Raw genomic sequence first — 18,281 nt, forward strand, 5'->3', positions numbered from 1 at the left:
TGCGGTTTTTAGGTATTCTGTAGTGAAAATGCAGGATTGATTCGTTATATATATGATTATATAGCGAAAAGCGATAATGGCGCAGTCAGAATTTCCGCGCTACTATCGCCATAACCACGTTTTCAAAATTGAAAACATACACTCTAGCCCTTGTGCCTGTGTCGAAAGATATGGCGCTCTGGCCGTGGCGAATTTGCCACCAGGGTACAGAAAGAAATGACTGTGCCTCCCGTATCTGGAAAGGTGTACATGGCTTCACAACTTACTGATGCTTTCGCGCGTAAGTTTTATTACTTACGTCTGTCGATTACCGACGTGTGCAACTTCCGTTGCACCTACTGTCTGCCCGATGGCTACAAACCGGGCGGCGTCACCAATAACGGCTTTCTCTCCGTGGATGAAGTGCGGCGCGTGACGCGTGCATTCTCTGAACTCGGCACGGAAAAAGTGCGTCTGACCGGGGGCGAGCCCTCGCTGCGTCGCGACTTCCCCGACATCATTGCCGCCGTGCGTGAAAACGAACGTATCCGCCAGATTGCAGTCACCACCAACGGCTACCGCATGGCCCGCGATGTGGCGAACTGGCGTGACGCTGGCCTGACGGCGATTAACGTCAGCGTCGATAGCCTGGACGCCCGTCAGTTCCACGCCATTACCGGGCAGGATAAATTCCAGCAGGTCATGGACGGTATCGACGCCGCGTTCACGGCCGGCTTTGAAAAAGTCAAAGTCAACACGGTGCTGATGCGCGATGTAAACCATCATCAGCTGGACACCTTCCTGGCGTGGATCAAATCCCGTCCCATTCAACTGCGCTTTATCGAGCTGATGGAAACCGGCGAGGGCAGCGAGCTGTTCCGTCGTCATCACATCTCCGGCATGGTGCTGCGCGACGAGCTGCTGAAACGCGGCTGGCTCCATCAGATCCGCCAGCGCAGCGACGGCCCGGCGCAGGTCTTCTGTCACCCGGATTACGAAGGGGAAATAGGGCTTATCATGCCCTATGAGAAAGACTTCTGCGCCAGCTGCAACCGCCTTCGCGTCTCCTCTGTGGGCAAACTCCATCTCTGCCTGTTCGGCGATGGCGGCGTGGACCTTCGCGATCTGCTGGAAGACGATGCGCAGCAGGATGCGCTTGAAGCACGCATCTCTGAAGCCCTGACGCATAAAAAACAGACCCACTTCCTGCACCAGGGCAACACCGGTATTACTCAAAACCTGTCCTATATTGGCGGGTAATCAGGCTTAAGAGGGAATCAGAAGATGAGTCAGGTAAGCGCAGAATTTATCCCGACACGTATTGCCATTCTTACCGTTTCCGACCGCCGTGGCGAAGAGGATGATACCTCCGGCCACTGGTTGCGTGATGCAGCCCACGAAGCGGGCCATAAGATTGTTGATAAAGCGATTGTGAAAGAGAACCGCTACGCCATTCGCGCGCAGGTTTCTCAGTGGATCGCCAGCGATGACGTGCAGGTGGTGTTGGTTACCGGCGGTACGGGTTTCACGGCGGGCGATCAAGCCCCCGAGGCGCTGGTCCCACTGTTCGATCGCGAAGTGGAAGGCTTCGGTGAAGTGTTCCGTATGCTCTCGTTTGAAGAGATTGGTACCTCCACGCTGCAGTCGCGCGCGGTAGCGGGTGTCGCGAACAACACCCTGATTTTCGCCATGCCCGGCTCGACGAAAGCCTGCCGCACCGCGTGGGAAAACATCATCGCCCCGCAGCTGGATGCCCGAACCCGTCCGTGTAATTTCCATCCTCATTTAAAGAAATAAGCTATGTCACAACTGACCCACATTAACGCCGCTGGCGAAGCGCATATGGTCGACGTCTCCGCCAAAGCCGAAAGGGTGCGCGAGGCGCGCGCGGAAGCGTTCGTCACCATGCTGCCGGAGACCCTGGCGATGATTATCGACGGTAGCCACCATAAGGGCGACGTCTTTGCCACCGCCCGCATCGCCGGGATTCAGGCCGCCAAACGGACCTGGGATCTTATCCCGCTGTGCCATCCGCTGATGCTGAGCAAGGTGGAAGTGAATCTGCAGGCGCAGCCAGAGCACAGCCGCGTGCGCATTGAATCACTCTGCCGCTTAACCGGCAAAACGGGCGTGGAGATGGAAGCCCTGACGGCGGCCTCCGTTGCCGCGCTGACCATCTACGACATGTGCAAAGCGGTGCAAAAAGATATGGTGATTGGCCCGGTTCGCCTGCTGGCGAAAAGCGGCGGAAAATCCGGCGATTTTAAGGTGGACAGCCATGATTAAGGTGCTCTTTTTTGCGCAGGTGCGCGAGCTGGTGAATACCGACAGCCTGACGCTGGATGCGTCCTTCGAAAACGTTGCCGCCCTGCGCGCGCATCTTGCCGCACAAAGCGACCGCTGGGCGCTGGCGCTGGACGAAGGCAAGCTGCTGGCCGCCGTGAATCAGACGCTGGTTGAATTCACCCATCCGCTGAACGCAGGGGATGAAGTGGCGTTCTTCCCACCGGTGACCGGGGGCTAAAATGGCGGAAACCCGTATTCTGGTAGGTCCTGAGCGCTTCAGCGTTGGTACAGAATATAGCTGGCTGGCTGAGCGTGATGAAGACGGTGCGGTGGTGACCTTCACCGGCAAAGTGCGTAACCACAACCTGGGTGACAGCGTGAAAGCACTGACCCTGGAGCACTATCCGGGCATGACGGAAAAATCGCTGGCGGCGATTGTGGAAGAAGCGCGCGGGCGTTGGCCGCTCGGACGAGTAACGGTGATTCACCGCATCGGCGAGATGTGGCCTGGCGAGGAGATTGTCTTCGTCGGGGTGACCAGCGCACACCGTGGCAGCGCGTTTGCGGCAGGGGAGTTCATTATGGATTACCTCAAAACCAAAGCGCCGTTCTGGAAGCGTGAAGCCACCCCGGAAGGTGACCGCTGGGTTGAATCTCGTGATAGCGACAAACACGCCGCCAGCCGTTGGTAGTCGGTTTACGTGGATGTGTTAATCTTAACGTGTGTGTCAACTTAATCTTAATCAGGAGTGAATCATGGACCGATTTCCGCGTTCCGATTCAATAGTACAGCAGACTCGTAGCGGTCTGCAGACGTATATGGCTCAGGTGTATGGCTGGATGACGGTTGGCCTGTTGCTGACCGCGTTTATCGCGTGGTATGCGGCCAATACACCGGAGCTGATGATGTTTATCTTCTCCAGCAAAATTACCTTCTTTGGGCTGATTATTGCCTAGCTAGCGTTGGTGTTCGTCCTTTCAGGCCTGGTGCAAAAGCTCAGCGCCGGCATGGCGACCACGCTGTTTATGCTCTACTCGGCGCTAACCGGGCTGACGCTTTCCAGCATTTTCATCGTTTACACTTACTCTTCCATCGCCAGTACCTTTGTGGTGACCGGCGGGATGTTTGGGGCGATGAGCCTCTATGGTTACACCACCAAACGCGATTTGAGCGGCTTTGGCAGTATGCTGTTTATGGGGCTGATTGGGATTGTGCTGGCGTCTCTGGTGAACCTGTGGCTGAAAAGTGAAGCGCTGATGTGGGCGGTGACCTATATCGGGGTGGTGATCTTTGTTGGGTTGACGGCTTATGACACCCAGAAGCTGAAAAACATCGGCGAGCAGATTGACGTCCGCGACAGTTCGAACCTGCGCAAATACGCGATTCTGGGCGCGCTGACGCTGTATCTGGACTTTATCAACCTGTTCCTGATGCTGCTGCGTATCCTCGGCAACCGTCGTTAAGGTTGTTTTGCCGGGTGGCGGCTGCGCCTTACCCGGTATACGAAACTAAAAACGGCAACCTGGTTGCCGTTTTGCTTTTATTTTGCCAACGCCTTCTCGTTCTTCGCTCTCAGCTTTTTCGCCCGACTCTCCAGCATCAGATAACAGACCGTTGCCAGCGCCAGCGGCAGGAAGTAATACAGCATGCGGTAGGCCAGCAGCGCAGCGATAATCGTCCCCTGAGAGACATGTTCCCCGGCCAGCAGCGCGATAAACACCGCCTCCAGCACGCCGATCCCTGCCGGAATATGGACAATCACCCCGGCAATACTGCTCACCAGCAACACGCCCAGCACGAAGAAGTAGTTCACATCTTCGCCAATCAACAGCCAGATAATCGCCCCCATCGCCATCCAGTTGGCGCTGGATACCGCCATCTGCAGCACCGCGAAGCGCCATGAAGGTAATACCAGCTTTTGCCCTTTAATGGTCATATGACGGCGTTTAGCGAAGGCGCAGGCCCACAGATAAAAAGCGATAATCAGCAGCAACACGATGCCGAGAATACGCAGCGTGGTCCCATCGATATACCAGTGCGCGGGCAACTGCACCACGCCGAGGGTAATAATCACCCCGCCGAGCAGGATATACCCCAGCCAGTTGGTGGTAATGCTGAGCGAGAAAATGCGCGTGATGGTTCCGCCCGGTAGTCCCAGCCGCGAATAGAGGCGGTAGCGCATGCCAATCCCCCCGACCCAGGTGCTTAGCGTCAGGTTAAAGGCATAACAGATGAACGACACCAGCATAACCTGGCGTTTAGCCAGCTTGTGGCCGCAATAGGCGCGGCCCAGCAGGTCATAGCAGCCGTACATCAGATAGCTGATAATGACCAACCCAACTGCACCCAGCAGTACCAGCCGGTTGTAGTTGCGGATAACTTTCCACACCTCTTCCCAGTCAACTTTCTGCGCGTAAATCACCAGCAACACGGCGACTGCAATAAAGAAGATCCAGGTGAGGATTTTTTTTGCCAGCCGCCAGCGCGGATGCGATTTTGACATCAGGTTTTCCCTCCGTCTTGCGCTTCAACGCGATCCTGGGTTTCCATTTCAGGTTGCACAGGCGGCTCCACGAGCGCCAGTTTTGGTGTATGTGCTGGCAGCCAGCCGACCATCGCCGGGAAATGGCGCAGGAAGTGGAACACCACCACGCTGATACCCAGGTTCCACCAGGTGCGTTTGGGTACCATGGATTCATCCACGCGCACGCAGTCGTTGACGATCAACGCCTGCAGGTTATCCCGAAGGGTCTGGTTAAACTGGCGATCGTAAATGATCAGGTTCGCTTCAAGATTGAGCGATAAACTTAGCGGGTCAAGGTTACTGGAGCCGACGGTTGCCCAGTGATCGTCCATCAGCGCAACTTTGCCGTGCAGCGGGCGACGGCGGTATTCGTAAATCTGCACGCCGCCTTTCACCAGATAGTGATACAGCAGCCGCGCGCCGACTTTGACTATCGGCATATCCGGCTCGCCCTGCACAATCAGCTTCACACTCACACCCCGTCGAGCCGCATTGCGCATGGCATGCAGCAGACGATAGCCCGGGAAAAAGTAGGCGTTGGCGATGATGACCTCGCGCTTCGCGTTGGCGAGCATCTTGAGATAATGACGCTCAATGTCGTTTCTGTGCTCGGCGTTATCCCGCCAGACGAACAGCGCCTGCGCTTCGCCGGGATTCCGGTTCTCTTCCGGACGATGGCGGCGCTTCCACCAGCGACGTGCAACCTCTTTACCGGGCAAGTTTTCCAGTTCGAACAACAGGATATCCTGAACCACAGGCCCTTCGATGCGGATCGCATAATCCTGTTTCGCTTCCGGGCCGTAATCGGACATATGTTCAGCGGAGTAGTTAATGCCGCCAACAAACGCCACCGTCTCATCCACCACCACAATTTTGCGGTGCATCCGGCGGAAAAGGTTGGTACGCATGCCGAACAGGCGAGTGCCGGGATCGTAGTAGCGGAAGATCACACCCGCTGAAGTGAGTTCATTGACGAAGGCGTCGCTGAGATCCGGTGAACCATAGCCATCGAGGAGGACTTCAATATTGACGCCACGCCGGGCGGCGCGCAGCAGCACGCTGTGCAATTGTTTACCGACGTCATCTTCGAACCAGATAAAGGTTTCGAGGATCACTTTCTGCTTTGCATGGTCAATCGCTTTGAACACGGCCGGGTAATACTCGTCCCCATTAACCAGCAGCGTGATCCGGTTGCCATCTTGCCAGGAACATTTCATAAGTGGATCTCCGCACTCAGCGGGGCATGGTCGGAGAGATGTCGCCAGTTGAGTAGCGCCAGGGCGGTCGGACTGCTGGCGTGAGCATTTTTCACGTAGATCCGGTCAAGACGCAGCAAGGGGAAACGTACCGGAAAGGTGCGCGCGGGTCTGCCGTTCGCGCGGGTGAAAATTTCCTCCAGCCCGGCATTCACTTTCAACGGATGGTTCGCCCGCTGTCGCCAGTCGTTGAAATCACCGGCCACGATCACCGGTTCACCTTCGGGAAGTGCATTAGCCCACTCGGCCAGCATGTTCAGCTGCGCCTGGCGATGGGCTTCTCGCAGACCGAGATGAACACAGCCGACATGGAGGGGAAGCTCAAGGTCGGGCGGAGTGATACGGCAGTAAAGCAGGCCGCGTTTTTCGCTTTCCCCTACGGAAACATCGCGGTTCTCGTAATATTCAATCGGGAAACGTGACAGCACCGCGTTGCCGTGATGGCCTTCCGGATAGACCGCGTTGCGTCCGTAAGCGTAATCACTCCACATGGTGTCGGCCAGAAATTCGTAGTGGGGCGTGTCGGGCCAGTTCTCAACGTGAAGCGGATGCACTTCGTGTGCGCCCATTACCTCCTGCAGGCAAACAATGTCCGCATTGACGGTGCGTACCGCGTCGCGCAGCTCCGGTAAAATGAAGCGGCGGTTAAATGCTGTGAAGCCTTTATGAATGTTTATTGTCAGCACGTTAAGCGAGAAATGCTGCATTTTTGGCGTCATAAGCTCCTTCCTGAGTGTCTATCCCGATGAAAATAAAGTGTAGTCGGCGTCACAAAAAGATGCGGTGTTACGGAATTTTCCGTAAAGTGCGGTAGTCTGAATAAGCAGAGAAAAATCCTTCAGGAGAGAAGCCATGAAGTGGCAACAACGTGTTCGTGTCGCAACTGGCCTGAGTTGCTGGCAGATAATGTTGCATTTACTGGTCGTGGCCGTGCTGGTGATGGGCTGGATGAGCGGCACGCTGGTGCGTGTTGGCCTGGGACTGTGTGTCCTCTACGGCGTCACCGTACTGTCGATGTTGTTCTTACAGCGCCACCATGAAGCACGCTGGCGTGAGGTGGGTGATGTGCTCGAAGAGCTCACCACCACCTGGTACTTTGGTGCCGCGATGATTGTGCTTTGGTTGTTGTCCCGTGTGCTGCAAAACAACCTGCTGCTGGCCCTGGCCGGTCTGGCAATCCTCGCAGGGCCTGCGGTGGTCTCGTTACTGACCAAAGAGAAAAAGCTACGCAATGTTGCGTCTAAACATCGCGTACGCCACTGAGCCCGTCGTGGCCGCTATGACCAGTAGCGGCCACAAACTTCCCCACACAATATCCAGACTCGCATCCTTCAGATAAATTTGCTTGGTGATATCCGTAAAGTGACGAATCGGGTTTATCCACGTTAAATCCTGCAACCACACCGGCATGTTCTCGACAGGGGAAACATATCCCGAAAGCAAAATCGCAGGCATCATAAAGACGAACACCCCGATAAACGCCTGCTGTTGCGTGGAGCAGAGTGCTGAAATCAGCAGTCCAAATCCCACCAGTGACAGACCATAAATCACCATCGTGAAGTAAAACAGCGCCAGCGAGCCGGCGAATGGGATCTGGTACGCCCAAATACCCACGCCCAGTACAATGGTGGCCTGAAAGGTGGCAACAATCAGGGCCGGAACCGCTTTACCGACGAAAATTTGCCAGGTGGCAAGCGGAGAAACCAGCAGCTGATCCAGTGTCCCTTGTTCGCGCTCGCGGGCGACGGACAGAGAGGTGACGATCATCACCCCAATGGTGGTGATCATGGCGATCAGCGACGGTACCACAAACCATTTGTAATCCAGATTCGGGTTATACCAGTTACGCACCACCAGTTCGCTGTTATTGGGTTTAGGTTTGCCCTCCATCAGCTCCTGCTGGTAATTCTTGACCACCTGTTGCAGGTAGTTGGCCGCGATCTGGGCGCTGTTGGAGTTACGTCCGTCGAGGATCAACTGCATGGGTGCGGTCTGGAAAGTGTCCAGGTTACGGGAAAAATCTGCCGGGAATCTCACCAGCAGCAGCGCTTTTTGCGTGTCGATAGTGGGCTGGATTTCCTGCGGGCTTTTCAGCAGCAGAATGTGGGTAAAGGCTTTTGCACGTGCAAAACGCTGCGTCAGTTCAACGGAGTGTTTACCGTTGTCTTCGTTGTAGATGGCGATGGTGGCGTTCGTCACCTCAAGCGTGGCGGCAAACGGAAACAGTAAAACCTGAATAAGTACCGGCAACACCAGAATGGCACGGGTTTGCGGCTCGCGCAGCAGCGATTGCAGTTCTTTGCGGATCAATGTCCATAAACGGTGAAACATGTTCGCTCCTTAATCCAGTCGCCGTTTGGTTTTTATCCACGTCAGGCCAATAAACATCGTTGCCGACGCCATCAGGAACAGCGTGTTGATAATCAGCACCACCGGAATATTTCCCGCGAGGAACAGGCTTTGCAGCGTGCTCACGAAGTAGCGAGCCGGAATAATGTAGGTCACGGCGCGGATCACGGCGGGCATGCTGTCTATCTGGAAAATAAACCCGGACAGCATAATCGACGGTAAAAAAGCGGCGTTGAGCGCCACCTGGGCGGCGTTAAACTGGTTGCGGGTGACGGTGGAGATAAGCAGCCCCATGCCGAGCGTGCTGAGCAGAAACAGGCTGGTGATAAAGAACAGCACGACCAGCGAGCCGCGGTACGGCACACCGAGAATAAATACCGACACAAGCATACAGAGCAGCATCGCCAGCATGCCGAGGAAGTAGTAGGGGATAAGTTTACACAGCAGCAACTCGACACGCGTCACTTCGGTAGAAAGCAGCGCCTCCATGGTGCCGCGCTCCCACTCACGGGCGATCACCAGCGAGGTCAGGATCGCGCCAATGACTGTCATGATAATGGTCACCGCGCCAGGAATAATAAAGTGCTGACTGATGGCGGCGGGGTTAAACCAGTAGCGGGTCTGCACGTCAATCAGAGGGTCGAACGTTTCCCCCCGGTCTTCAGCGCGCTGCATCTGCCAGAGCTGCCAGATACCCTCCACGTAACCCTGCACAAAGTTCGCGGTATTCGGCTCGCTGCCGTCGGTGATCACCTGTATCGGCGCATCAGTATTTGCACGCGCCATATTGGCTGCGAAATCGACCGGGATCACCACCAGCCCGCGAATTTTCCCAGCCTGCATCTTCTGGATCAACGCCTGGCGGTTGTCGCTGATGGTGGCGTCAATGTAGGGTGAGCCTGTCATCGCGTGGGTGAAATCCAGCGCCTCTTCGCTCTGCTGTTCCAGCAAAATACCGACTCTGAGCTTGCTGGAGTCGAGGTTAATGCCGTAGCCAAAGATAAACAGCAATAGCAGGGGGATCACCACGGCAATCAGCCAACTGCTGGGGTCACGCACGATCTGGCGCGTCTCTTTGATGCACAGCGCGCGCACCCTGCGCCAGGAAATGGCGTTATTGTGCATGGGCATTCTCCTTATCCCAGTCATGGATGAGGGTGATAAACGCCTGCTCCATCGTCGGGTCCGGGACTTCATCGTCGGCGGCCTGTGCTTTCAGGTCATCTGGCGTACCGTGGGCAATCAGCTTGCCGCGGTACACCAGCCCGATACGGTCGCAGTACTCAGCCTCATCCATAAAGTGGGTCGTCACCATCACGGTAACCCCTTTTTCAACCATGCTGTTGATGTGCAGCCAGAATTCGCGGCGGGTGAGGGGGTCAACGCCGGAGGTTGGTTCATCGAGAAACAGAATATCGGGCTCATGCATCAGGGAACAGGCCAGCGCCAGCCGCTGTTTGAAGCCGAGCGGCAGTTCATCCGTTGCGTGAGAGGCAATGCTGGTTAACCCGAATGCGTCGCTCATACGGCGGATTTTCTCGTTCTGTGCCCGCCCGCGCAGGCCGTACACGCCGGAGAAAAAGCGCAGATTCTGTTCGACCGTCAGGTTGCCATAGAGGGAGAACTTCTGCGCCATATAACCCAGATGCTGACGCGCTTTGCCGGAACTGACCTTCAGGTCCATATCCAGTACCAGCGCTTTACCGGCGGTAGGGACCAGCAGACCGCACATCATCTTAAAGGTGGTGGATTTTCCGGCGCCATTCGGCCCGAGCAGGCCAAAAATCTCGCCGCGTTTCACCGCGAAATTCACGTTATCGGTGGCGGCGAAATCACCAAATTTTTTAGTGAGGGATTTGGCTTCAATCACCGTTTCGCCCGGCGTACCTTCAACCGTATGCAGGATCGCCCCGAGGGGAGATTCTGACGTTCCCGCGCCGCCCAGCAGGTCGATAAACGCATCTTCGAAGCGAGGTGCGGTCTCTTCCATCTCGATCTCAGGCATACCTGGCGCACGGTGAATGTCGTCGACAGTTGCTTCTTTCTTGAGGATCACGCGTACCGAACGGCCCTGAATCATCCCGTCGCTGACCTGCGGCAATTTCAGCACTCGCTGCAGCAGTTTGCGGTTGGATTCCTGCGGGCTGTGCAACAGAAAACTGCGCCCGGCCATACTTTGTGTCAGTGTCGTTGGCTCACCCTGATAAAGCAGGTCACCTTCGTTCATCAGCAGCACATCCCGGCACTGCTCCGCTTCGTCAAGGTAGGAGGTGCTCCAGAGGATCAGCATCCCGTCGCCTGCCAGTTCGTGCACCATCTGCCACAATTCACGGCGAGAGATGGGGTCAACGCCGACACCAGGCTCATCCAGGAGCAGAACTTTCGGTTCACCTACCAGCGTACAGGCCAGCCCCAGTTTCTGTTTCATGCCGCCGGAGAGCTTACCCGCCAGCCTGTCGGTGAACGGGCCGAGGGAGGTGAATTCCAGCAGGCGCGCGAAGGTTTTCTGTCTCGTTTCGCCGGTGACGCTGCGCAGGTCCGCGTACAGATTCAGGTTTTCCATTACCGTCAGATCTTCATACAGACCAAACTTCTGCGGCATATAGCCGAGCATGGCGTGGAGCGCGCTGTCATCCTTGATCGGGTCGAGCCCGAGCACGCTGGCGGTTCCGTCATCCGGCTTAAGCAACCCCGCCAGCATTCGCATTAGCGTGGTTTTGCCGGCACCGTCCGGACCGACCAGTCCGGTGACATAGCCCTTCTGAATGGTGCAATTCAGCGGTGCGACGGCCGGTTTGTCCATTCCCGGGAAGCGTTTGACCAGATTGCTGAGCTCAATAACCGCGTCATTCATGTCGTTCCCCGTTGTATACTTTTACGGTGACAGGCATGCCTTGACGCAGCGCGTCGTCCGCATCAGTCACGATGATACGCAGGCGATAGACCAGGTCGGTACGCAGGTCCGGCGTTTCAACGGTTTTCGGTGTGAATTCGGCGGTTGGGGAAACGAAGCCCACCTTGCCGTGATACGGCTTGTCCGGTCGACCATCGGTATAGAGCAACAGCTCGCGTCCCGGCTGCATCTGGCCGAGATTCGGCTCGTCGATGTACGCGCGCACCCACACCGGACGGGTCAGGGAGAGCGTTAAAACGGTGCTGCCCGCGCTGAGCATGCTGCCTGGCTCCACGGCGCGGGTCATCAGCGTACCGTCAGACGGTGCAACCAGAGTGGTATCGTGAAGATCCAGTTCGGCCTGGGCAAGTTGCGCCTGAGCCTGTTCAAGGCTGGCTTTCGCCTGGGCAATATCCTGCGGGCGATTACCGGTGTGGTACTGGCTTAGTTTGTCCTGAGCGGATTTCAGCGTGGCCTGCGCCTGATCGCGGGAAGAACGGGCATTTTCGAGGTCATTGGCAGAAATGGTGCGGCTTTTCCACAGCCCCTGCTGACGGGCATAGAAGTTCTGCGCGTAGTCGTAAGCCGCCTGCGCCTGTTTGACCGCTGCGGCGGCCTGCGCAATCTCTTCATCGCGATAACCCGCCAGCATCAGGTCATATTGTGCCTGGGCGACAGATACGCCTGCCTTTGCCTGCATCAGCGCGTTCTCGTAAGGGGATTTATCCAGCATACCCAGCGTCTGACCGCGCGTAATTGTGTCGCCTTCATCAACGTTAAGCGATGCCAGACGCCCCCCCACGCGGAAGCTCATATTCACCGTGCGAATATCAACGTTACCGTACAGCGTCAGGCCTTTATCTTGATGGCTCTGATACCAAAGCCAGCCACCGACTCCTGCAGCAAGCAAAACAACAACCACCAGAATGATGGCGACAGGTTTTTTCATGACTTCAGGCTCCTTTGCGTTAAACCTTGCAGGATCAGATCGAGATGACAGGTGATGACCTGAATAATCTGCGCGGCTTTATCCTCATCAAATTGTGTCCAGCCGGTGCGTAACAGGATAGTCTCCCGCCCCAGACGGAAGGCGAGGATTTCACCCAGCAGGGCATGGGTATGCAAAATTGTCTCGGTATCGTTGGCATCCCGCCCGGTATAGGCGGCGATCAGCCGGGTCAGGTGAGTATGCATCGGGGCAATCACCTGATCGTGCACGAGCTGGTACGCGGCAGTAGGGGAGAGCTGCTCGCGGGAGATAAATTTACTCAGGTTGAGCGTATCGTCGTGCGTCAGCAGGCGGATCATATTGTGGCAGGCGTTGAGAATTAGCTGCCGAATGGCGGCGCGATCGGGTGAAGGCTGGCTTAACAGCCCGCTGGCTTCTTCAACGTGCGGGCGAAATTGCGTGCCGATGAAATCGGCGATCCACTGGGCACAGGCGAGGTATAAATCCTCTTTTGAGCCAAAATAGTAGGGTATGGCTGCAATGTTCTGCCCGGCCAGTGCCGCAATATCGCGCGTCGTGGCATGCAAACCATACTCGCCAAACTGTGCCAGAGCGGCGGCGATAAGCTGGCTTTTAGCCTGTTCACCTTTGGTTGTTGTCGGGGTTGTATTCATAGCAGCATTAAAAATTAATCAATCGATTGATTAACATTATGCTCGGTTCACCATTTTGTCCAGTTGTCTCCCTGGCGGGAAATATTTCGTTGATGAATGGCTGAGGGATATTTTATGCGCCACGTCACAAAAGCTGCTACACTCCGCTGCTTCACGACATTGTGGTTTTTGTCCTTACCATTGTTATATCTCCCTGAAAACTACACCTGTGATGGTCGGGGCGGTTCGGAGTTTTTATGTCTTTTGATTCCCTTGGCCTGAACCCAGAAATTCTGCGTGCGATTGCAGAGCAGGGCTACGTCGAGCCAACCCCAATCCAGCAGCAGGCTATCCCCGCCGTCTTGCAGGGCCGCGATCTGATGGCCAGCGCCCAGACCGGTACCGGTAAAACCGCCGGTTTTACCCTGCCGCTGTTAGAGCTGCTGGTAAAGAACCAGCCGCATGCTAAAGGCCGTCGTCCGGTTCGTGCGCTGATCCTCACCCCAACCCGTGAGCTCGCAGCCCAGATTGGCGAGAACGTGCGTGACTACAGCCGCTATCTCAACATTCGCTCGCTGGTCGTTTTCGGCGGTGTAAGCATTAACCCGCAGATGATGAAGTTGCGCGGCGGTGTGGACGTGCTGGTGGCAACGCCGGGTCGTCTGCTGGATCTGGAACACCAGAACGCGGTGAAACTGGATAACGTCGAAATTCTGGTGCTGGACGAAGCCGACCGCATGCTCGACATGGGCTTTATTCACGACATTCGCCGCGTGCTGGCTAAACTGCCACCGCGTCGTCAGAATCTGCTCTTCTCCGCGACCTTCTCCGACGAGATTAAGGCGCTGGCAGAAAAGCTGCTGCATAACCCGCTGGAAGTGGAAGTGGCGCGTCGCAACACCGCCTCCGAGCAGGTGACCCAGCACGTTCACTTCGTTGACAAAAAGCGTAAGCGGGAACTGCTCTCCCAGATGATCGGCCAGGGCAACTGGCAGCAGGTGCTGGTCTTCACCCGCACCAAGCACGGCGCGAACCACCTGGCGGAACAGCTGAATAAAGATGGCATCCGCAGTGCCGCCATTCACGGTAACAAGAGCCAGGGCGCACGTACCCGCGCGCTGGCGGACTTCAAATCTGGCGACATCCGCGTGCTGGTGGCGACCGACATTGCTGCCCGTGGTCTCGACATTGAAGAGCTGCCGCACGTGGTGAACTACGAGCTGCCAAACGTGCCGGAAGATTATGTCCACCGTATCGGCCGTACCGGTCGTGCGGCGGCAACGGGTGAAGCGCTTTCTCTGGTTTGCGTGGATGAGCACAAGTTGCTGCGTGATATCGAACGCCTGCTGAAGAAAGAGATCCCGCGCATCGAAACGCCGGGCTATGAAGTTGACCCGTCGATTAAAGCTGAGCCGATTCAGAACGGTCGTCAGGGGGGACGTGGTCAGGGCGGCGGCGGTCGCGGTCAGCAGCCGCGTCGTGCCGACGGTGGTGCACCGAAATCAGCGGGCAAACCGCCGCGTCGTAGCAACGAAGCCAAACCCGCCGGTGAAAACCCGTGGCGCAGCGGCGAAGGCAAGCCAGCAGGGGAAGGGCAGCGCCGACGCCGCCCGCGTAAACCTGCTAATCCGCAGTAATCTGGAAGCCCGGTCGTAGAGCCGGGCTTTTCTTTTTGCGACAACAAAGAGAAAGTGCCACAATAGTGGCTGTTTATACAGTATTTCAGGTTTTCCAATGGCTTTAACCGCGGCGCTCAAGGCGCAAATTGGCGCATGGTATAAGGCGCTACAGCAGCAGATACCCGACTTTATCCCCCGAGCGCCGCAGCGGCAGATGATTGCTGACGTGGCAAAAACGCTCGCCGGGGACGACGGGCGACATCTGGCGATTGAAGCCCCAACCGGCGTCGGGAAAACCCTTTCGTATCTCATTCCCGGCATCGCGATTGCGCGGGAAGAGGACAAAACGCTGGTAGTCAGCACCGCCAACGTGGCGCTGCAGGATCAGATCTTCAGCAAAGATTTACCGCTGCTGCGCAAAATCATCCCCGATCTGCGTTTTACGGCCGCTTTCGGACGCGGGCGCTACATCTGCCCGCGTAACCTGGCGGCACTTGCCAGCAGCGAGCCTAATCAGCAAGATTTGCTGGCGTTTCTCGATGACGAACTGACGCCGAACAACAAGGCCGAGCAGGAACAGTGCGCAAAGCTAAAAGCCGATCTCGATGGCTACAAATGGGATGGTCTGCGCGATCACACCAGCCAGGCAATTAGCGATGACTTATGGCGCAGGCTCAGCACCGATAAAGCGAGTTGTCTGAACCGCAACTGCCACTACTATCGGGAGTGCCCGTTCTTTGTCGCCCGACGTGAGATTCAGGAAGCGGAAGTGGTGGTCGCCAACCATGCGCTGGTGATGGCGGCGCTCGAGAGCGAAGCGGTGCTGCCGGAGCCCAAAAACCTGCTTCTGGTGCTTGATGAAGGTCACCATCTGCCGGACGTGGCGCGGGACGCGCTGGAAATGAGTGCCGAAATTACCGCACCGTGGTTCCGCCTGCAGCTGGATCTCTTTTGCAAGCTGGTGGCGACCTGCATGGAGCAGTTCCGTCCAAAAACCACGCCGCCATTGGCGGTGCCTGAGCGGTTGAGCGAACACTGTGAAGAGGTTTACAGCCTGATTGCATCGCTCAATAACATCCTCAATCTCTGGCTTCCGGCAACGCAGGAGGCTGAACACCGCTTTGCGATGGGAGAGCTTCCTGAAGAGGTGATGGAGATTTGCCAGCAACTGGCAAAGCATCTGGAAAAGCTGCGTGGCCTGGCGGAGATGTTCCTGAACGATCTCAGTGAGAAAACCGGTACCCACGACGTCGTCCGTCTGCACCGTATTCTCCTTCAAATGAACCGTGCGCTGGGCATGTTCGAATCGCAGAGCAAGCTCTGGCGGCTGGCGTCGATGGCGCAGGCGTCGGGTGCCCCCGTCACCAAATGGGCCACCCGCGAAGTGCGTGACGGACAAGTGCACCTCTTTTTCCACTGCGTAGGTATTCGCGTGGCCGATCAGCTGGAAAAACTTATCTGGCGAAGCGTGCCGCATGTGGTGGTCACATCGGCCACACTGCGTTCCCTGAACAGTTTTTCGCGTTTGCAGGAGATGAGCGGCCTGAAAGAGAAAGCGGGCGATCGCTTTGTGGCGCTGGACTCACCGTTTAACCACTGTGAGCAGGGCAAGTTGGTGATCCCGCGCATGAAGTATGAGCCGCTTATCGACAACGAAGAGCAGCATATTGCCGAGATGGCAGCCTACTTCCGCGAGCAGGTTGAAAGCAAAAAGTACCCCGGGATGCTGGTGTTATTTGCCAGTGGGCGAGCGATGCAGCGTTTCCTGGAGCACGTTACCGACCTGCGGTTGTTGCTGCTGGTGCAGGGCGATCAGCCGCGCTATCGGCTGGTGGAGACGCACCGTAAACGCATTGATAACGGTGAGCGCAGCGTGCTGGTAGGTTTGCAGTCGTTTGCTGAAGGTCTGGATTTGAAAGGGGACTACCTGACGCAGGTGCATATCCATAAAATCGCCTTCCCGCCGATCGACAGCCCGGTAGTGATCACCGAAGGGGAATGGCTGAAAAGCCTTAACCGCTATCCGTTTGAGGTGCAGAGCTTACCCGCGGCATCGTTTAACCTGATCCAGCAGGTGGGGCGTCTGATCCGTAGCCATGGTTGTTGGGGTGAGGTGGTGATTTACGACAAACGCTTGCTCACCAAAAATTACGGTCAGCGGCTGTTGAATGCTTTGCCCGTTTTCCCCATCGAACAACCGGAAGTGCCTGAGGTAATAAAACGCCCGGCCAAATTGCCTGTCGGGCGCAAGAAAAGCCTCCGTGCTAAGGGGCGCGGTCCTACTGGTAAGTGAAGGTCACCTGCACGACGCTGTTGAACGTGCCGGCGGTGACGGGCATTGAGGTGGCGTAGTAACGCGCAGCTAAGGGGAAGTCTGCCGTATGATCGCTTTGATTGATCAGTACGCTAAAGCTGGCCTGAGGAGCGATAAGGATGTGATCCTGACGATCGGCAAGTTCGAGAGCCAGGCCGCCAGCCGTGCCGTTATTCGCAAATTTTGTCGGATGTGCGCCATCCGCCTGTCCGTGAAACGTGGCGGTGGCAAGGGTTGTGGTGGCCGGGCATTTCGAGAGCGTCAGATCTACGTTTTTCCATACCCCCGTGTCGCCGATGTCTTTAAAATCACCTGACGTCGCCTGACCGAGATCGACAGTTAAATTCTGGCTGGCGTTGTCAACGGAACAGGTATTGGCAAAAATATTGCCCTGCATGAGCACCTGAATTTCGTCTGCAAAGGCATGAGATGCCAGGCCAAACAGCAAAATCGGAAGATATTTTGTCATTTATACCCCAGCGTGATGGTGGCAATACTGTTGGCGCTGCCTGGTGTGACGTCGGCTGCGGTTTGCTCGTAACGAACCTGAAAAGGAATCGCCAGCGTTTCATTGGCTTGCGCAATTCCGGCAGTATTCCTGTATGTACCAAAGTCAGGGATCTCTCCGTCAAATAGCATTTGAACCCCTATACCCGTTGCGACACCGGTTTCCTGAGTCAGGTTGATGACGCCCGGGAAGTTCGTATCATAGCCATTTGCACTCGTGATCATCGCTTCAGGCTGCACGGTGTCGTTGCAGTTGATGTTAATGTCGAATGTATGAGGCGACGTCAGGGTCCCTGTCCCGGTGAAGTCGCTGACCGGAAAATCACCCAGCGTCACGGTGAGACTTTTGGGGGAAACGGAGCAGGTGACTTCTTTCAGGATCACATTACCGGCGTAAGAGATCGTGTTAGGGCTGCCGATCCCTTCATGCTGGTAGACCCCAATCCCGAATTTGGTTTGATCCTGCGCAAGCGTACCGGACGTGACGGTATTGCTCGTTTTCACCAGTTCAAGGGTGACGTCAAAGCTGAACGTTCGCTGATCGTTATCCGAGACATAGCCCAGCGGCGTGCTGGTGGAATTGCAGTACACCCCGCCTGCGCCGGTGATACGCTGACCTTTGTCGTTCATCAGCGCAACGCCAATCCCCTGGACACCGGACTCGTAGACGCCAGTGAGTCCAGAAATTTCATTCCCGGTTCCGTAGTAGCAGGAAACAATGGGCAAACCGTTGTCATCCGGGCTGGTACAGTTCCCTGAAATGTGCACAGTTTGCTCGGTTCCGGGAATGGTCGCACCGACAGCAAGCGAGGTGGAGACTGAAATTGAGGCGACGTTGATCTGCTTGGGCAAATCTGTTGAGTTACAGGTCGCCTTCGCATGTGGCATGAACAGCGCTGCTGTCGCCAGAATCAAAAAGAAAAAACACTGTTTTACTATCTGCATTGTCAT

The 18,281-nt window shown here is 56.2% G+C and carries 18 protein-coding genes, 1 pseudogene and 1 riboswitch; of the genes and pseudogenes, 9 read left to right on the forward strand and 10 right to left on the reverse strand.

Features of this window, described 5'->3' with window-relative positions; genetic code table 11:
* Positions 1–127 precede the first annotated feature (127 nt).
* A riboswitch (molybdenum cofactor riboswitch) is annotated at positions 128–262 on the forward strand.
* The 6 genes and pseudogenes from moaA to AAHF05_RS06495 all read left to right on the forward strand — a co-directional run bounded on the left by moaA (position 250) and on the right by AAHF05_RS06495 (position 3,729).
* A complete protein-coding gene (gene moaA / locus AAHF05_RS06470; RefSeq protein WP_129323538.1) occupies positions 250–1,239 on the forward strand; it encodes a GTP 3',8-cyclase MoaA in 990 nt (329 codons plus the stop codon). (Overlaps the previous riboswitch by 13 nt.)
* A gap of 24 nt (positions 1,240–1,263) precedes the next feature.
* Positions 1,264–1,776 carry a molybdenum cofactor biosynthesis protein B gene (moaB, locus tag AAHF05_RS06475; protein WP_049008692.1) on the forward strand — a complete coding sequence of 171 codons (513 nt, stop codon included), beginning with the start codon at positions 1,264–1,266 and terminating at the stop codon, positions 1,774–1,776.
* A 3-nt stretch (positions 1,777–1,779) separates the two neighbouring features.
* A complete protein-coding gene (gene moaC, locus AAHF05_RS06480) occupies positions 1,780–2,265 on the forward strand; it encodes a cyclic pyranopterin monophosphate synthase MoaC (RefSeq protein ID WP_129323537.1) in 486 nt (161 codons plus the stop codon).
* Entirely contained in the window at positions 2,258–2,503 is a 246-nt protein-coding gene (moaD, locus tag AAHF05_RS06485) for a molybdopterin synthase sulfur carrier subunit (protein ID WP_023310854.1), read from the forward strand. Before moaC ends, moaD begins: the two co-directional genes overlap by 8 nt.
* A gap of 1 nt (position 2,504) precedes the next feature.
* Positions 2,505–2,957, forward strand: a complete 453-nt coding sequence (gene moaE / locus AAHF05_RS06490; protein WP_028019387.1) for a molybdopterin synthase catalytic subunit MoaE — start codon at positions 2,505–2,507, stop codon at positions 2,955–2,957.
* Between the two features lie 64 nt (positions 2,958–3,021).
* Positions 3,022–3,729 (forward strand): annotated as a pseudogene (locus AAHF05_RS06495) (Bax inhibitor-1 family protein).
* Positions 3,730–3,806: 77 nt separating this feature from the next.
* Here the strand turns inward: AAHF05_RS06495 and AAHF05_RS06500 are convergent.
* Genes AAHF05_RS06500 through AAHF05_RS06510 form a run of 3 tightly spaced genes read right to left on the reverse strand, consistent with a single transcriptional unit; the run spans position 3,807 to position 6,765 of the window.
* Positions 3,807–4,769: a YbhN family protein gene (locus tag AAHF05_RS06500; protein WP_129323536.1), complete on the reverse strand. Its 963-nt coding sequence runs from the start codon at positions 4,767–4,769 to the stop codon at positions 3,807–3,809.
* Positions 4,769–6,007, reverse strand: coding sequence for a cardiolipin synthase ClsB (gene clsB / locus AAHF05_RS06505; RefSeq protein ID WP_129323535.1), 1,239 nt, complete (start codon positions 6,005–6,007; stop codon positions 4,769–4,771). The genes AAHF05_RS06500 and clsB overlap by 1 nt, the downstream gene beginning before the upstream one ends.
* Complete coding sequence (locus AAHF05_RS06510) at positions 6,004–6,765, reverse strand: endonuclease/exonuclease/phosphatase family protein (RefSeq protein ID WP_129323534.1); 762 nt, start codon at positions 6,763–6,765, stop codon at positions 6,004–6,006. The genes clsB and AAHF05_RS06510 overlap by 4 nt, the downstream gene beginning before the upstream one ends.
* A 133-nt stretch (positions 6,766–6,898) precedes the next feature.
* Here AAHF05_RS06510 and AAHF05_RS06515 point away from each other — a divergent pair, with 133 nt between their 5' ends.
* The gene (locus AAHF05_RS06515) at positions 6,899–7,309 is read left to right on the forward strand and encodes a YbhQ family protein (protein WP_014883088.1); all 411 of its coding nucleotides are present in this window, start codon (positions 6,899–6,901) and stop codon (positions 7,307–7,309) included.
* On the opposite strand, the gene AAHF05_RS06520 is transcribed toward AAHF05_RS06515, so the two are convergent.
* The 5 genes from AAHF05_RS06520 to cecR are packed head-to-tail and all read right to left on the reverse strand — an operon-like array spanning position 7,271 to position 12,911.
* Positions 7,271–8,377, reverse strand: a complete 1,107-nt coding sequence (locus tag AAHF05_RS06520; protein ID WP_129323533.1) for an ABC transporter permease — start codon at positions 8,375–8,377, stop codon at positions 7,271–7,273. The genes AAHF05_RS06515 and AAHF05_RS06520 overlap by 39 nt on opposite strands.
* A 9-nt stretch (positions 8,378–8,386) precedes the next feature.
* Positions 8,387–9,520: an ABC transporter permease gene (locus tag AAHF05_RS06525; protein ID WP_129323532.1), complete on the reverse strand. Its 1,134-nt coding sequence runs from the start codon at positions 9,518–9,520 to the stop codon at positions 8,387–8,389.
* Complete coding sequence (locus tag AAHF05_RS06530) at positions 9,510–11,249, reverse strand: ATP-binding cassette domain-containing protein (protein WP_129323531.1); 1,740 nt, start codon at positions 11,247–11,249, stop codon at positions 9,510–9,512. The genes AAHF05_RS06525 and AAHF05_RS06530 overlap by 11 nt, the downstream gene beginning before the upstream one ends.
* On the reverse strand, positions 11,242–12,237 hold the full coding sequence (gene hlyD / locus AAHF05_RS06535) for a secretion protein HlyD (protein WP_129323530.1): 996 nt from the start codon (positions 12,235–12,237) through the stop codon (positions 11,242–11,244). Before hlyD ends, AAHF05_RS06530 begins: the two co-directional genes overlap by 8 nt.
* A complete protein-coding gene (cecR, locus tag AAHF05_RS06540) occupies positions 12,234–12,911 on the reverse strand; it encodes a transcriptional regulator CecR (protein WP_049008677.1) in 678 nt (225 codons plus the stop codon). Before cecR ends, hlyD begins: the two co-directional genes overlap by 4 nt.
* Before the next feature lie 236 nt (positions 12,912–13,147).
* Here cecR and rhlE point away from each other — a divergent pair, with 236 nt between their 5' ends.
* Both rhlE and dinG read left to right on the forward strand, forming a co-directional pair.
* A complete protein-coding gene (gene rhlE, locus AAHF05_RS06545) occupies positions 13,148–14,527 on the forward strand; it encodes an ATP-dependent RNA helicase RhlE (RefSeq protein WP_049008675.1) in 1,380 nt (459 codons plus the stop codon).
* Positions 14,528–14,624: 97 nt separating this feature from the next.
* On the forward strand, positions 14,625–16,802 hold the full coding sequence (gene dinG / locus AAHF05_RS06550) for an ATP-dependent DNA helicase DinG (protein ID WP_129323528.1): 2,178 nt from the start codon (positions 14,625–14,627) through the stop codon (positions 16,800–16,802).
* Here dinG and AAHF05_RS06555 read toward each other — a convergent pair.
* A complete protein-coding gene (locus AAHF05_RS06555) occupies positions 16,789–17,292 on the reverse strand; it encodes a fimbrial protein (protein ID WP_129323527.1) in 504 nt (167 codons plus the stop codon). The genes dinG and AAHF05_RS06555 overlap by 14 nt on opposite strands.
* Entirely contained in the window at positions 17,289–18,275 is a 987-nt protein-coding gene (locus AAHF05_RS06560; protein ID WP_108090549.1) for a fimbrial protein, read from the reverse strand. The genes AAHF05_RS06555 and AAHF05_RS06560 overlap by 4 nt, the downstream gene beginning before the upstream one ends.
* Positions 18,276–18,281: the final 6 nt, after the last annotated feature.

The sequence above is a fragment of the Enterobacter adelaidei genome (assembly GCF_041937165.1).
GTDB lineage: Bacteria > Pseudomonadota > Gammaproteobacteria > Enterobacterales > Enterobacteriaceae > Enterobacter > Enterobacter adelaidei.

Coding starts and splice junctions, on each gene's coding strand:
- hlyD (WP_129323530.1), bottom strand. CDS start 12,237: ATGAAAAAACCTGTCGCCATCATTCTGGTGGTTGTTGTTTTGCTTGCT.
- AAHF05_RS06515 (WP_014883088.1), top strand. CDS start 6,899: ATGAAGTGGCAACAACGTGTTCGTGTCGCAACTGGCCTGAGTTGCTGG.
- cecR (WP_049008677.1), bottom strand. CDS start 12,911: ATGAATACAACCCCGACAACAACCAAAGGTGAACAGGCTAAAAGCCAG.
- AAHF05_RS06555 (WP_129323527.1), bottom strand. CDS start 17,292: ATGACAAAATATCTTCCGATTTTGCTGTTTGGCCTGGCATCTCATGCC.
- AAHF05_RS06500 (WP_129323536.1), bottom strand. CDS start 4,769: ATGTCAAAATCGCATCCGCGCTGGCGGCTGGCAAAAAAAATCCTCACC.
- AAHF05_RS06520 (WP_129323533.1), bottom strand. CDS start 8,377: ATGTTTCACCGTTTATGGACATTGATCCGCAAAGAACTGCAATCGCTG.
- dinG (WP_129323528.1), top strand. CDS start 14,625: ATGGCTTTAACCGCGGCGCTCAAGGCGCAAATTGGCGCATGGTATAAG.
- AAHF05_RS06525 (WP_129323532.1), bottom strand. CDS start 9,520: ATGCACAATAACGCCATTTCCTGGCGCAGGGTGCGCGCGCTGTGCATC.
- moaB (WP_049008692.1), top strand. CDS start 1,264: ATGAGTCAGGTAAGCGCAGAATTTATCCCGACACGTATTGCCATTCTT.
- moaA (WP_129323538.1), top strand. CDS start 250: ATGGCTTCACAACTTACTGATGCTTTCGCGCGTAAGTTTTATTACTTA.
- AAHF05_RS06530 (WP_129323531.1), bottom strand. CDS start 11,249: ATGAATGACGCGGTTATTGAGCTCAGCAATCTGGTCAAACGCTTCCCG.
- moaE (WP_028019387.1), top strand. CDS start 2,505: ATGGCGGAAACCCGTATTCTGGTAGGTCCTGAGCGCTTCAGCGTTGGT.
- rhlE (WP_049008675.1), top strand. CDS start 13,148: ATGTCTTTTGATTCCCTTGGCCTGAACCCAGAAATTCTGCGTGCGATT.
- moaC (WP_129323537.1), top strand. CDS start 1,780: ATGTCACAACTGACCCACATTAACGCCGCTGGCGAAGCGCATATGGTC.
- AAHF05_RS06510 (WP_129323534.1), bottom strand. CDS start 6,765: ATGACGCCAAAAATGCAGCATTTCTCGCTTAACGTGCTGACAATAAAC.
- AAHF05_RS06560 (WP_108090549.1), bottom strand. CDS start 18,275: ATGCAGATAGTAAAACAGTGTTTTTTCTTTTTGATTCTGGCGACAGCA.
- moaD (WP_023310854.1), top strand. CDS start 2,258: ATGATTAAGGTGCTCTTTTTTGCGCAGGTGCGCGAGCTGGTGAATACC.
- clsB (WP_129323535.1), bottom strand. CDS start 6,007: ATGAAATGTTCCTGGCAAGATGGCAACCGGATCACGCTGCTGGTTAAT.